Consider the following 14,849-nt stretch of genomic DNA (forward strand, 5'->3'; position numbering starts at 1 on the left):
AATTGTGATCTAACTATCTATCAAAATCTCACAATGACCTAACTTGAAGCAAATATCAAAAAATATTCGAGGGGAACCTAAAAATGGGCGCGAGTCAAGATATAGTCCGCAAGCAGATTGAAGATCTTAAAAATTATACTGATACTGTTGCAGCGGTACATTTATTAAAAGAGGTAGTAACTAGTGGAGCAGTAGTTACAATAGGTCGAGCTCAAGAAATTATTGCAATAGAAAACAAGGAAGAAACCCCAAAGATTGGAAATGTCGTTAAAGCGATTTTACAAAGTGCAGGTAATCCTGGAGAAAGCAGTAAATGGGTCAAAAAAGATGACCAAAAACAACATCTTGAAGCCGCAATTACTATTGGTGGTGCAGTTTATACAGTTGATTTGGTCTTTGATGGATATGATTCTGTTGTAGATACGACACAAAATTATACTGTAAATATTACCAGTAAGTTAAATTCTGAAGTAAGCAGAGGAAAATTATTCTTCGATCATGATCATACAGCTACTGTGAAACTCACCTATGACAAAGATGGTGATCTTCGTGCAGTAACTCATAAAGGATTAACTGTTGATACCAAATCGTTTGTTCCATACGCATATCAAAATGAAATTTTAGCTAAATTTCATGACAGTCTCGTAGCAAAAAAAGAGCAACGACTCGCAGTTATGGGTACCGGTTCAGGTAAAAGTATTGTTATGGCAGGTATTGCTCAAGCTGTTGGGCGTACAATCATGATTGTTCCCGATCAAACATTGGTAAAGCAACAAATAAAAGAAACAACGGATCTGCTTAGTGCTGGAATAGTTCAAGGCGTCAAAGTAGATGCTCCACGAATATTTACTCTAGATTCGATTAAAGGTAAGGTTGATATTGATTGGGACAAGCTAATTAATCAAGAAAAGCTAGAAGAACTTAAAACTCAAGTTGATATTAGTGAGCGGGCTAAGCTCTCCACTAATTGGGCTTTGCTGGTTGAGAAAAAGGTAATTGATTGGGATAAGCTGGACGAATTGGACGTCGAAGAACTCAAGGCATACTTTGCGAAAGTGGTTGCAGGTACTGAACCTTTTGACCAAATTATTTTACAAGCAGAGCATCCCTTATTCAAGATCGTCGCAAGTGAAATAAAAAATTCCATGGTCTTAATTGATGAAAGCCATAAACATACTTTTAAACCACAAGATACAGAGATTTTGGTAGGAATACAAAAACATAATACAGTTCTGGCATTAACAGCCACCCCAACCTCTGAATTATATGATCTCTTTAAAGGTGATCCTTTAGACGATTTAAGTCTTGGTGCTGCAATTGAACTAGGAACTATTCGACCGATTAAACCTGAATTGGCTTATTTGAAAGAAGGAGATTTGGTTGACCAAGCCGTGGCTCACTACTTTGATGATTATTATCTCGAAGAAGAAATGATGGGTTACGTTGATCCTGTTGCATTAAAGAAACAGATCATACAAACGGAAATAGGCATTGAAGACTCTGTGGCCCAGGAAAGAGCGATTAATCAAGCTTTAGAATTAAACCGCATCCGCTGCCAACGCAACATGGGTTTTTCTGACGATAAAGCAACTCGTGAAAAATTAGCGGGAATCTATCAAAAGCTCGCGAATGGTGATGAATCCACTATTGCAAAATATCAAGACGAAGTTGCAAAACTCAGACAAAAATCTGAATGTGACGCACGATTGAAATTGACGCAAAAGTTTGGCGCTGTAGATGAAGTAGAGTTACAAAAAACTGTTGCCAAACCTGTAGTGAATTTAAAGCAGGATATCGATAAAGAACAACAAAAAGATATTCAAAGAGCAATTAATAGCTTTGCTCTTTTTCTTGTCTTCAATGAAAAGCAAGTCGATTTCGCTGAAAAGGACAGAACTCACAAACTTGAGAACTATTTAGCTGAACACGATCAGCATGTTGTGAAATATAAAAAGGAAGAGTTACCAGAACCATTTGCTACTAAATTTAAAAAGGCTGAAGTAAAAAGCAGGGAAGACCTAAAAGAAGCCTTAGTAAAGTCAGGCGTACCTATTTCCAATTTGCCAGTTGCACAAAAAGAAGCCATTACCAACTTGATATTGGATAGAGCAGAAGCAATCGTAACTAAGATCAAAGGATCTGAATCCATATCTGAAGTGATAACTAGGGCAACTCCGGTTGATTTAGTCGCATTGAAAGCAACTGAGAATTATTCTGATGCAATTGATATGAGTACGAAACAATCTACAATTGATGAGCAAATTGCTCAAATCGAAGTAGGATTGAGAACCCATATCATAGCGGATCAGGTAATTGCAACAGGGGTGAGTATCAGAGATATCTTGAACGTGCAAATTATCAATACGAATTCGCCTGTTATTGAATCAGATATCAATGTGATTAACGGGATCTTGTCAGGACCACAGGCAACTGGTCGTTGCGTAAGAAATAAAGACACCGAAGCGCGTGTTCAACAATACATTGATGAACGATATCAAGGCAAAGGTCTAATTCTTACTGTAGATGACGTTATTGATGCTAAGAACTCAGCAACAAAAGCAAGAGAAGTTTTGGAAAACAGGGAGAAACAAGCTAAGAAAGAAGCGGCTGTTGTTCGTCTCTTGAAGACTGAGTTAAAAGGTTTCGACGCGTTTACCTTGTTTCAACAATGTGTGCCTTTACATGATAGAATTGAGGGCCTTGTTAAAAAATTGGACGTTCTCGATAATCTTTTAAGAGACAAAGAGAAGAGCGTGGTTACTCACCAGTTAACAAGGGATAGAACTGAAAAGCAATATGAGTCTAAGAAAAAATCTCTTGAACAAGATATAACGGCTCTTGCAGAAGAGTTAGAAATTATCCCTGGAAGAAAAGGTAAAGCTCCAGAAACCAGACTTCCATCTGAGTATGCTCGAAATGCATCACTTTATTTAATGTGGGTAAAAATAACTCTTAAGCAAGCAACTCTGAATGCTGCAACAGAAGAAGTACGCTCCACTCTTGAGCAAATAGATCATGAGATAGAAAAACTGGAAAAGGCTATCAAAGAAATCGAAGTTACATACAAAGAAGGAAGTTTAGAACTGGAGAAACTGAGAGCTCAAGAAGAGCGCATGATACTACAAATAGAAGAAGCCAGTAAGCAATTTACTTCTGTATAATAATGGGATAAATATTCTTCTTTCTTCATTGAACCCTCCGCTTGCGGAGGGTTTTTATTTAGACTCTAAATAACGAACATAACTAACTTTTATTAAGATTCCCAATTCAACCATCACTCGTCTTTAATAATTAAGTAGATCAGAAGAACTAAAAAAGTAATAAATATTTGGAAGGACGTTGTTAGAGCGCCGCTTAGCAATGAGGACATCCATAGGCCAAACCATTCACCTGCTACAGACATAAATAACACGTTCCAGGTTAAAAATCCCAAAGTAAGCCCTGCTACAGCCCAACTCTTAGCACCATTAAATACGAATGCATTTGCATGTCGCACTTTAAATAACTTCCAAGCCCCTACACCGCAGATTATCGTGGTTAACAATTCAAAACCAATGATAACCAGATATATCGCATGATGCAGTATGGGATTGGTAATGGCTCGATAACCAATTAAAGAATCGGGAAATATATCGTTCATCATCAGCGTGCGCTTGACCGCAGCAAAATTGATATAATAATCAGAAACATTACCGAAAACATCCAGAAAACAGTAAAAAGTGATTGCTAGAATACAAAGTATTTTTGATTTTCTTATCATGATTGTCCCGTAGTATTTCTTGCAAAACGCAATAATACATGATCGGTTCGCGCTGCAGATTCCTGTATGGCTTTGCTTGGACTTAGAAAGCCAGCAAACATCGCCTCCAAAACCTCATCATTGATACTGCGAATCTGATTTTGTGGACCAAAACGTTGTAATGGCTTTTCGTGTAATTCACCTTCTAAATCAGTACGCGCCATCAATAAGGTAGGATGGCGGCTACTGCGTAAAATATCTGCATAGATACCGTGTAATCCTATGGGAAGATAGCCTGTATGTTCATGCCAACGTTTTTGTGTTTCGGGTTTGGTAATAAATGCAAAGAATTGGGCTATTCCTTTATAGTGTTCCTTCGTTTGCCCGCCAACTGCCCATAATGCAGCACCTCCAGCAACATTCGCATGTCTTAGCTTACTTACTTCTGTATCCAAAGGCATACTGGCAATGCCTAAATGAAAGGGAACTAAGGTAGATAAGCTATTATAAGCCCCAGAAGATTGGCTAAATAAAGGACAAATACCACTGGTAAATAAAATAGTAGCATCATCGACCCTGCCGGCATATCGAAAATAATGCAGTGAATGCCAACGCTGCAAACGTTCAAAATGATGAAGTAGTTGCGGCGTTGCATAAACAGCACGTACCGGATTATTCTGAGTTAACGGTAATCCATGAATCGCCAAAAACGATTCAAAAAGTACCCATCCCGGATAAGCTGTTGTATAGGTACAATCATAACCCGCTTTTTTTAGCTTCTCTGCCAATACCTCCATCTCGGACCAAGTACGTGGAAAGTTGGCTTGGGAATAACCTACTTTGGCGAGTACATCCTGATTGTAATATAGAGTTGCTACTGAGAGATTAAAAGGCAAAGCCAACAATTGACCATTATTGCTATAAAACTCACGAACCGATTGAATAAAGTCCTCTTGGGGTAAGCGCATTCCTTGTTCTTGCATCAGTTCGTCTACTGGCTTGATGACACCCTTAGGTGACTGCATAATCGCAGTGCCAACCTCAAAGATTTGCACGATTGCGGGAGGATGATGTGCTCTGAATGCCGCAGCAAAACTTGTTAATGTCTCTACATAATTTCCCTTATAAACAGGTTTAATAAAATATTCACTTTGACTTTGATTAAAGTCGTCAGCGAGTAATCTGACTTCATCACCAAGATGTCCGGCCATTCCATGCCAAAATACCAGTTCAACTCGTTTTGCCTGGACCGACAGAGTAGAAAAGAGAATGAATAAAAAAAGTAATAATTTTTTCATGCCAATAAATCAGGATAGTCACTAAAAACCGCATCAACCCCCCAGCCAAATAACTTATTAGCCAAACGTCTGCGATTCACCGTATAAGTACAAAGTACATAGCCCGCTGCTTTAATTGCCTTTACCCGCTCCTCGGTTAACACCCTGCGATTCAAATGAATGGAAAAACACTCTAACTGTTTTGCTTTTTGCAACCATTGCTCATCCCAAGTATGCAGTAGTAAACCTAATGGCATTTCTGGGGCAATACTTCGACATAAAACTAAAGCATCCCAAGAAAAACTGGAAACCAAAGGCAGATCTTTATCCTGTGGCCAATAACGTTGAATGTGACTCATTACTGCTACCGCAGTTTGCTCTTCTGTACCAGGATAAGGTTTAATTTCTACATTTGCCTGAACGCCTGAAAAAGACAACCACTTCAGTACTTCTTTAAAATGAGGAATATGCTCGCCTTTAAATTGTCGTGAAAACCAAGAGCCGGCATCCAATGAGCGCAAATAACCGGACTCAACCATGCCTACTTCACCGCGTCCATTTGTTGTTCTTTTTAAATTGTCGTCATGAATTACAAAAGGTTCACCATCAGCGCTACACATCACATCAAATTCAATAAAACGACATCCTAAAGCCAAAGCCTTGTCAAAAGCAGCCAATGTATTCTCAGGAGCATAAGCAGCCGCTCCTCGATGCCCAATAATTTTTTCAACAACCAACAAATTGATTCCCCTTTTTATAAAATGTAGGAAATGTAGCCTGGGTGAAGGCAAAGCCGTAACCCGGGGTTCGGTAATAATTTTCCTGGGTTACGGCTTTGCCTTCACCCAGGCTACTTTTTTATTGCTTACGATTCGAAGCAACCCCAACAATTGCAGTTAATATTAATTCATTACTAACTGTCAAAGCCGGAGCCGCAGCAGCTGCTTCTCCTACCATCATGGTGTTCATTGTCTTCGCTTGATAAGGTCTTGGCGGAGGAGGATTAGCTCCTTCAACAAAAACCAAATTACTGACGCTGTAATTCTGTCCTGGGTATGCTTTATTAATACGAGCAAGTTCATCATTCACTTGTTGATACAGTCGTTGTCGAATTTGCCCTAAAACAGCCTGAGTTTCATCAAAACTTGGTTTGAAATCAACACTGGATATTTCATATTTAGCACCAGGTAAACTCACATCTTTGGCATTTTTATAAATATCAGTCAATACCTCCTGGCTTACTCGTGCTTGTGCCTGTACATATAATTTTTCAAGGCCAGAACTATCTTGTGAGCGATCGAATTCGATCAAATGCCATTCTCCCTTGGCGATTTTGTTTAATCGCTCCATAATATCAGCACGCGCCTTCACTAAATCAGCGCTGGTTAAAGTCACATTAATATTGACTCCCAATAAAGCAGTTTGAGTTGTAACCCATTGTTTTGCTGAAAGTTGAAAATCAATTTTATCAAGAACTAACTGAGGAGGAAAAGGAGGCGGTAAAGCATTTTCAGCAAAAGCAAACGGTGTGACTAACATTAAAGCCAACATTCTAACAGCTACTTGGCGCATGACTCTCTCCAACGTGATGAATAATGAAATTAAGTGTATACCAGCACACCTTAAGACACCAAATTATTAACCTTTACCATTGATTTAATCAAAAAATAGGAATATAACTTCTGCAAAATATTTGCAAGAGGAGCATAAACAATGATGTCAGTGGACAATATATCAAGTAGTAACCCAATAATAGCTGAAGATGATTTCCTCGATTACGCCCTCTCTCATGGCTTTGGCGACTTACATTTTAAAGTAGACCCTGCAACTGGAATGAAAGCAATCATCGCCATTCACAATACCAAATTAGGTCCTGCTTTAGGCGGTTGTCGTTTTATTGAATATCCGAATACTTATGCAGCAATCCAAGACGCCATGCGTCTCGCGCGGGGAATGAGTTTCAAAGCGGCATCGGTCAACTTGCCTCTGGGAGGCGGTAAATCCGTTATTATCAAACCCAATGGTCCGTTTGATCGCGCCCAATACATGCATCAATTTGGTCGATTTGTTAATGAATTAAATGGACGTTACATTACTGCTCTTGACAGCGGAACGGAATTGCCAGACATGGATATCATTGGAGAGCACACCCCCTATGTAGCCAGTTTATCCAAATACCATGGTGATCCTTCACCTTCTACAGCCAGAGGGATTCTACGAGGCATTCAAGCAGCCGTAGCCTTCAAACTAGGAAAAGAAAGCCTAAAAGATATTCATGTAGCCATTCAAGGTTTGGGTCATGTTGGATTTTTGCTCGCCAGACATTTACATGAATTAGGGGCTACACTCACTGTTGCTGATATTTCTCCAACTGCTGTAGATCGTGCTGTTACTGAATTTGGCGCTAAAGCAGTAAGTACTGATCAAATTCACAAGGTTCCCTGTGACGTTTTTGCACCGTGTGCCTTAGGTGCAATTATCAATGACATTACTATTTCTCAACTGCAAACTACAATTATCGCCGGTGCGGCAAATAACCAGCTGGCTCATACGTATCATGGTAAAAAATTACATGATAAAGGCATTTTATTTGCTGTAGACTATGTTATCAATGCCGGGGGATTAATTTTTGCAGCGTCTAAATATCTTCATACTCCTGAAGAGAAAATTAACGAACAGATCGATGCCATTTATGGCCATTTAACTGAAATTTTTGCCCTGTCTGTTAAAGAAAATTTACCTACTAGTGACATTGCGGATAATTTGGCAAAAGAAAAATTATCTTAGGGGTTTGTTGACACTATGAAGCATTTAAGCCTAACTCCAAATCTTTATGAATACATGATAGATAAATCTTTGCGGGAACACCCTTCTCTGACTGGTCTACGCAAAGTAACCTCTACTATGGAGTTGGCGAATATGCAAGTCGCGCCGGAGCAAGCACAATTTATGCAATTGCTCTTGCGTTTGATTCATGCAAAAAATGTTTTAGAGTTAGGTACATTTACTGGTTATAGTGCTTTAGCAATGTCTTTAATGCTGCCTGATGATGGGAGGCTCATCACCTGTGACATCAATGCGGAATGGACAAGCAAAGCACATCCTTTCTGGAAAGAGGCAAAACAAGACCATAAAATTGAATTACGCCTTGGTCGTGCATTAGACACGTTACATGCGTTAATCTCCGAAGGTTGGGAGCAAAAATTTGATTTCATTTTTATCGATGCCGACAAAACCAACTATGTGAATTACTATGAATTGGCATTAAAACTCATTCAACCTCAAGGACTAATCGCTATAGATAATATATTTTGGGATGGTAAAGTAATCGATGAGAATGAAACAGGTGGACAAACCAGGGAAATTAAGAAACTTAACGAATTGATTAAAAATGATCAGCGTGTGTTTATTAGTTTATTGCCCATAGCAGATGGATTGTTTTTAGTACAACCATCTTAAAGATCATAATGTAGTCTGGGTGAAGCGCAGCGAAACCCGGGTTTATGAAATTCCCGGGTTTCGCTGCGCGTCACCCAGGCTACGACACCTTTGTTTTTTCCATCCTTATAAGAAATTGTGTAAGTACCGAATAACTTTAAAGGAGTAATGAGACAATGCAAACAAACAACAACCCTTGTGGATTAGATGGTTTTGCTTTTCTAGAATTTTCAGGTCCAGATAAAAAACGTCTGCATCAACAATTCACTGACATGGGTTTCCAAGCTACTGCTCATCATAAAAACCAAGACATCACTTTATTTCAACAAGGTGAAATTCAATTTATAGTCAATGCGGCCACACATTGCCAAGCAGAAGATCATGCCAAGATTCATGGAGCAGGTGCCTGCGCTATGGGATTTAAAGTCAAAAATGCCAATGCTGCGTTTGAGTATGCAATCAAACATGGAGCAACTGCTTTTGAAGACTGTACGCACGCTCATCATGGTTTGCTTGGCATCCAGGCTATAGGTGGAAGTGTTATTTACTTTGTTGATGATCACCATCAACCCTTCTCTGCTCATTGGGAACATCAACCCAATAAAAAAGTAGAAGGAAATGGCTTAATTATGATTGATCATTTAACCCATAACGTATTTCGCGGCAACATGGATAAATGGGCCAAGTTTTATGAATCCATTTTTAACTTCCAGGAAATTCGTTATTTTAATATTAAAGGAAAAATGACTGGATTATTAAGCCGTGCTCTGGGTAGCCCATGTGGGAAAATCAAAATCCCTTTAAATGAATCCAAAGATGATTTGTCACAAATTGAAGAATTTCTTCACGAATACAAAGGTGAAGGCATCCAACATATCGCATTAACCACGAACAATATTTATCGTACGGTGCATACATTAAGAGAACAAGGCGTTAAATTCCTTGATGTTCCAGATACCTATTACGAAATGTTGCATGATCGTCTTCCCTGGCATCAAGAGCAAGTCGATCAACTTCAAGAAGAGAAAATTCTGATTGATGGCGAGAGAGATCCAAAACATGGTTTATTACTGCAAATCTTCACTGAAAATATCTTTGGCCCCGTTTTTTTTGAAATTATTCAGCGCAAGGGAAATCAGGGATTTGGTGAAGGTAACTTTCAGGCTTTATTCGAAGCCATTGAACGAGATCAGATCAGACGTGGTACTTTGAAAGAAACATCTGCTTAAGAATGTGGCCTGAAATACTCTGTAGCCTGGGTGCAGCGCAGCGGAACCCGGGATTGAGAAGTGATTTTTGCTCGTAAAATCCCGGGTTTCGCTCCGCTGCACCCAGGCTACAACTACTAATGAGGAGCTTATGAAACTTGCCAGTTTAAAATCTACATCACGAGATGGAGAATTATGCGTAGTCAATCAAGCATTGACTCGTGCAGTACGTGTGCCCCAGATAGCAGCCAATTTGCAATACGCTCTAGAGCATTGGGACACCGTAAAAGAAAAGTTACACAAGGTCTATCAACAACTTAATGAAGGACATTTGGAAAATACCATCAGTTTCGATCCACAACACTGCACATCCCCCTTACCCCGTGCGTATCAATGGGCTGATGGCAGCGCCTATGTCAACCATGTTGAGCTTGTGCGTAAAGCCCGTGGGGCTGAACTGCCAGCAAATTTCTGGACTGATCCTTTGATGTATCAAGGCGGTTCCGATTCCTTCCTTGGCCCCAGAGATCCCATTTTAGTTGCCGATGAGGCATACGGTATTGACTTTGAAGCAGAAGTTGCAGTGGTGACTGGTGATGTTCCTATGGGCATAAGCTCTAAAGATGCGGGTCAACATATTAAATTGTTGATGCTGGTTAATGATGTCTCATTACGTAATTTAATCCCAGATGAACTGGCAAAAGGTTTTGGTTTTTTCCATTCCAAACCTTCAAGCAGTTTTTCTCCTGTAGCCATCACCCCGGATGAATTAGGTGCTGATTGGGACGGCCAACGTGTGCACCTGCCTTTATTGAGCCATCTAAATGGAAAATTATTTGGCCAACCTAATGCAGGAATTGACATGACCTTTTCTTTTCCAGAGCTCATTCAACACGCGGCAAAAACCAGAGTCCTCAGTGCGGGAACAATTATTGGTTCAGGTACTGTTTCGAATCTTGATCGCAGTAAAGGATCTTCATGTATTGCTGAAAAAAGAATGTTGGAACTCATAGAGCAGGGACAGGCTAAAACGTCTTTTATGCATTTTGGGGATCGCATTCGTATTGAAATGCTCGATAAACAGGGCACAAGCCTGTTTGGTGCAATCGATCAAGTCGTTGAGCGGATATAAGCGATGAAACTTTATGACTATTTTCGCTCCACAGCCTGTTATCGTGTGCGTATTGCCCTGAACCTCAAAAATATCGCTTATGAAAAAATTGATATTCATTTAGTGAATCATGGTGGAGAACAACATAGCCCGGAATATCGAAAGATAAATCCTCAAGAATTGGTTCCCAGCTTGGAAGTCAATGGAAAAGTGATTAGTCAATCACTTGCCATTATCGACTATCTGGATGAGGCTTACCCAGCCCCTGCTCTATTACCTCAAAATCCACTGGATAAAGCTACTGTAAGATCACTTGCCTTAATCGTTGCTTGTGATATGCATCCTCTGAATAACTTAAGGGTATTAAACCGAATAAAAGAGCAATTTCAAGCGAATGAAGCACAAGTTACTGAATGGTATCATCATTGGCTTAAAGCCGGATTTGACGCGTTTGAAGCGAAATTGCAGCATATTGATCGCAGTCAATTTTTTTGCTTTGGAAATTCCGTTACTTTAGCTGATCTCTGCCTTATTCCTCAGGTCTACAATGCAAACCGTTTTCATTTTGCAATGGATAACTATCCACTTATCAATGAAATCAATACTCATTGTTTAACCCTGGAACCATTCCAAAAAGCAGTACCTGAAGCTTAAGGGAAATATTCTGGCCAAAACGTGCAAACGTCTTGAAAGTTTATTTCAAGGCGGTTGCTACGCGCTTTTATGATGAGTAAACCCGGGTTACGCTGCGCTTCACCCAGGCTGCGGTTTCGAAAAATTTGCAATCGTATCGTTGCGATCATTTACATAAACACTCTTGATGCATCATCTTTTTTTAGAGAAATAATCTTCTTTTTTTGGATGGATTTTCTTCTTCGTCGTTTCTTGGTTCTAAATTGTCTTCTGGTTCTATATTAAAGAATCGTTGGCGTGAATATTTTTGGGAAACCTCATTATCTTCCAAATCATTTAAATACAGGGCTAATGAATAATCGGCATCAAGTTGAACTCGTTCCAACTCCATATCCATTTTCTTTACTTCTTCGGAGTTGTATTCTTCAGCAAGCTTTCTATATTTCACTTGATCTAATTCATCACGTGCTGTTGGATTTTTAATAGAGATTAATGTTTTATATAAAGTTAAATAATACGAACCGAGTTTATTTATTAATTCCAATTGCAGCTCTGCATCATAAAAAACATCATAAAATTCTTCATCTTGCTCAGGAGATGTTAAAGTATTTAAGAGTTTTATATTTTCTTGACATAAAAGAACAATTGAGTATAGATTAGATCCGTCAGAGCTCTGCAAACGGGCGATTGATTCTTCATTACTCTTGAAGCGAGAGTTTTCCAATAGTTTTTCTAATTTACTTTGCATTTGCAATCCTAAACTTTAAAATTAATTATGATTAAAAGATATATAAATCGCTTTAAAAAAGCGACGAGATTTTCTGATTTTTTTACAACATAATCAATAAAAATTTATTTAAAATCAATTAATTAATTTTAAATCGGCAAATGATTTTCCTCCATATTCTGTTCAGAACCATGCTTTACTTAGTTCGACATTCACAACACCTTGGGGCGTTTTTTTAAGCATACTCCATACAGTTTTACATCGTTGTAAATGACCAACCAGGTAATTTTTATTACTGCACTTGTAACGCACTGGCATGTGATCGTAAATTTTTCCTGAATTAATTGCTTTACAACGCTCTCCAGTAGTTAACTCAACGCCCCAAGGATAAGCAAGCGACATATCCAAAGTTTTATTGAGTTCATTATCCAAAGGCTGCTTCACATTAATCTGCACACTATCTCCAATCCAGGGAGATTGAGGACATATAGCCTCTGTCCTGTTTGGACCTGATTTAACAAAGCAAGGATCATAAGTTTTGCCCTGCGCACTACAACGCCAGGCATCTTCGCGGACGATCAGTTGCGATTGAGAATGGCACTCACCCTTGAGTATTTTTTTCACTTGGGGAGTTACCTGCTCTGTAGCATCACCATAAGGCCTGTACAATTTTAATATCGTATCATTTGCTGCAACCATAAAAGAACAAAAGAATAATAAAATACAGAGTACTATTCGCAACATAATGTTTCCTCAATAATTCCAGGGCCTGCATATAATTCTACTCTTTGCGCACGACCTTGATTTTCTGTACCCAGATGCCCACGTACTTTTGTATACGCAACTTCTTAAGCACATTCATTTTTTCTGAGATAAAATTTAAAATTTTGTTTTAGGAGTACCGCGGCTGAAGCAGAAAATGCATGCCTTTTGTACCAAGATAGTAGAAATGCGGATAACCCCAGTGTATCATCTCATTTTTAGTTAAAGGTATCTATACTTCATGAGGTCACAAATTGCGATTTTTTGGTATATCCAGTCTCGCTAACCTAATGAATTCTTTAAGCGAAAATGTATATCGGACTGATAGAATTTAAAAAATACTCAGGCTTGTTTCCATTTCGCTCGCTTGAGTCAAAATGGTCTGATTTTAGAGCACCGTAGTGCAGCATACACAAAGTATGTGAGTAACACGGAAAATCAGGATCGTTTAGCCAAAAGTGTGAAATGGAACAAAACCCTAAAAACGCTTTGTGACCGAGCAAAATATATAGAGTGTGAGGAGTAAAAAATGACCAAAGTTTTTACCATAAAACAGTGTTTAGATGGTGAAATCAGCATTGATGAACACGTTACTGTTAGAGGTTGGGTAAAGACCCGACGTGATTCCAAAATGGGCTTATCTTTTATTAGCCTGCATGATGGCTCCTGTTTTGCTCCTATTCAAATCGTAGCTACAGACGGTTTATCTAATTATAATGAAGAAGTCAGCAAACTTAATGCCGGATGCGCTTTGATTGCCTCAGGAAAATTAGTCGCTTCACAAGGAAAAGGCCAAGCTTTTGAAATTCAGGCTGACTCGATTCAAGTCGTCGGTTGGGTAGAAAATCCAGATACCTATCCTATTCAGGCGAAGCGTCATACACTGGAATTTCTACGTGAGGTAGCCCATCTGCGACCTCGTACAAATACAATTAGTGCGGTCACGCGAATCCGTCATTGCCTATCACAGGCCATCCATCGTTTTTTCCACGAGCAAGGTTTTTTCTGGATACATACTCCCATTATCACCTCAAGCGATTGTGAAGGTGCGGGTGAAATGTTTCGCGTATCCACTTTAGATCTTTTAAATGTGCCTAAAAATGAATACGGCCAAATTGACTTTAGTAAAGACTTTTTTGGTAAAGAAACTTTTCTTACCGTTTCAGGGCAGCTAAACCTGGAGGCCTATTGTATGGCCATGTCCAAAGTATATACTTTTGGACCAACTTTCCGCGCTGAAAACTCAAATACAAGCCGTCATCTGGCGGAATTCTGGATGATTGAACCTGAAGTTGCTTTTGCTACTTTGCAAGATATTTGTGATTTAAGTCAAAGTATGTTGCGTTATTTATGCAAAGCGGTTCTGGACGAGCGAGCAGATGATATGGACTTTTTCAATCAATTCGTTGCCCCCGGATGTACTGAACGTCTAGAACATATTGCTGATTCAGACTTTGAAGTCATGACGTACACCGATGCCATTAAAATTTTGGAAAAAAGCGCTCAGTCTTTTGAGTTTCCTGTGAGTTGGGGATTGGATTTACAATCGGAGCATGAGCGCTATCTGGCAGAAATTCATTGTAAAAAACCGGTGATACTCACTAACTATCCTCAAGAAATTAAAGGTTTTTACATGCGTCTTAATGATGATGGAAAAACGGTCGCAGCTATGGATGTTTTAGCACCTGGAATCGGCGAAATTATAGGAGGCAGTCAACGCGAAGAACGCCTGGATATTCTGGATAAGCGCATCGAGGAATGTAATCTAAATAAAGAAAGCTATCAATGGTATAGGGACCTGCGCCGTTACGGTACGGTACCTCATGCAGGATTTGGTTTAGGGTTCGAACGATTGGTAAGCTATGTTACCGGTTTAGCCAACGTACGTGATGTCATTCCTTTCCCACGCACACCAGGACATGCAGAATACTAGGAAGTGGATTTTTTAATAGAT

The 14,849-nt window shown here is 39.3% G+C and carries 13 protein-coding genes; 7 read left to right on the top strand and 6 right to left on the bottom strand.

Annotated features, from left to right (window positions below):
• Positions 1-83: 83 nt before the first annotated feature.
• On the top strand, positions 84-3,161 hold the full coding sequence (locus Lani_RS12945; RefSeq protein ID WP_019234791.1) for a DEAD/DEAH box helicase family protein: 3,078 nt from the start codon (positions 84-86) through the stop codon (positions 3,159-3,161).
• Positions 3,162-3,274: 113 nt separating this feature from the next.
• Here Lani_RS12945 and Lani_RS12950 read toward each other — a convergent pair whose 3' ends face one another.
• The 4 genes from Lani_RS12950 to Lani_RS12965 form a co-directional block, all read right to left on the bottom strand.
• On the bottom strand, positions 3,275-3,760 hold the full coding sequence (locus Lani_RS12950; protein WP_019234790.1) for a DUF2165 family protein: 486 nt from the start codon (positions 3,758-3,760) through the stop codon (positions 3,275-3,277).
• A complete protein-coding gene (locus tag Lani_RS12955) occupies positions 3,757-5,037 on the bottom strand; it encodes an extracellular solute-binding protein (protein ID WP_019234789.1) in 1,281 nt (426 codons plus the stop codon). The genes Lani_RS12950 and Lani_RS12955 overlap by 4 nt, the downstream gene beginning before the upstream one ends.
• Positions 5,034-5,753 carry a glycerophosphodiester phosphodiesterase gene (ugpQ, locus tag Lani_RS12960; protein WP_085956462.1) on the bottom strand — a complete coding sequence of 240 codons (720 nt, stop codon included), beginning with the start codon at positions 5,751-5,753 and terminating at the stop codon, positions 5,034-5,036. The genes Lani_RS12955 and ugpQ overlap by 4 nt, the downstream gene beginning before the upstream one ends.
• A 121-nt stretch (positions 5,754-5,874) precedes the next feature.
• On the bottom strand, positions 5,875-6,588 hold the full coding sequence (locus Lani_RS12965) for a hypothetical protein (protein ID WP_019234787.1): 714 nt from the start codon (positions 6,586-6,588) through the stop codon (positions 5,875-5,877).
• Positions 6,589-6,729: 141 nt separating this feature from the next.
• Here Lani_RS12965 and Lani_RS12970 point away from each other — a divergent pair, with 141 nt between their 5' ends.
• The 5 genes from Lani_RS12970 (at position 6,730) to maiA (ending at position 11,427) form a co-directional block, all read left to right on the top strand.
• Positions 6,730-7,803 (top strand): Leu/Phe/Val dehydrogenase, encoded by a 1,074-nt coding sequence (locus Lani_RS12970; RefSeq protein WP_019234786.1) that lies wholly within the window; start codon positions 6,730-6,732, stop codon positions 7,801-7,803.
• Positions 7,804-7,818: 15 nt separating this feature from the next.
• Positions 7,819-8,475, top strand: a complete 657-nt coding sequence (locus Lani_RS12975) for a class I SAM-dependent methyltransferase (RefSeq protein WP_019234785.1) — start codon at positions 7,819-7,821, stop codon at positions 8,473-8,475.
• A 155-nt stretch (positions 8,476-8,630) separates the two neighbouring features.
• Positions 8,631-9,683: a 4-hydroxyphenylpyruvate dioxygenase gene (gene hppD, locus Lani_RS12980; RefSeq protein ID WP_019234784.1), complete on the top strand. Its 1,053-nt coding sequence runs from the start codon at positions 8,631-8,633 to the stop codon at positions 9,681-9,683.
• Between the two features lie 130 nt (positions 9,684-9,813).
• Positions 9,814-10,794 carry a fumarylacetoacetate hydrolase family protein gene (locus tag Lani_RS12985; RefSeq protein ID WP_019234783.1) on the top strand — a complete coding sequence of 327 codons (981 nt, stop codon included), beginning with the start codon at positions 9,814-9,816 and terminating at the stop codon, positions 10,792-10,794.
• Between the two features lie 3 nt (positions 10,795-10,797).
• Positions 10,798-11,427 carry a maleylacetoacetate isomerase gene (gene maiA, locus Lani_RS12990; protein WP_019234782.1) on the top strand — a complete coding sequence of 210 codons (630 nt, stop codon included), beginning with the start codon at positions 10,798-10,800 and terminating at the stop codon, positions 11,425-11,427.
• Positions 11,428-11,608: 181 nt separating this feature from the next.
• Here maiA and Lani_RS12995 read toward each other — a convergent pair whose 3' ends face one another.
• On the bottom strand, positions 11,609-12,154 hold the full coding sequence (locus tag Lani_RS12995) for a hypothetical protein (RefSeq protein WP_019234781.1): 546 nt from the start codon (positions 12,152-12,154) through the stop codon (positions 11,609-11,611).
• A 162-nt stretch (positions 12,155-12,316) separates the two neighbouring features.
• Positions 12,317-12,877 (bottom strand): hypothetical protein, encoded by a 561-nt coding sequence (locus Lani_RS13000; RefSeq protein WP_019234780.1) that lies wholly within the window; start codon positions 12,875-12,877, stop codon positions 12,317-12,319.
• 547 nt (positions 12,878-13,424) lie between these two features.
• Between Lani_RS13000 and asnS the strand changes: the two genes are divergently transcribed.
• Positions 13,425-14,828, top strand: a complete 1,404-nt coding sequence (asnS, locus tag Lani_RS13005) for an asparagine--tRNA ligase (protein ID WP_019234779.1) — start codon at positions 13,425-13,427, stop codon at positions 14,826-14,828.
• Positions 14,829-14,849: the final 21 nt, after the last annotated feature.

Origin of the sequence: Legionella anisa (genome assembly GCF_001467525.1) — a bacterium.
GTDB classification, from domain to species: domain Bacteria; phylum Pseudomonadota; class Gammaproteobacteria; order Legionellales; family Legionellaceae; genus Legionella; species Legionella anisa.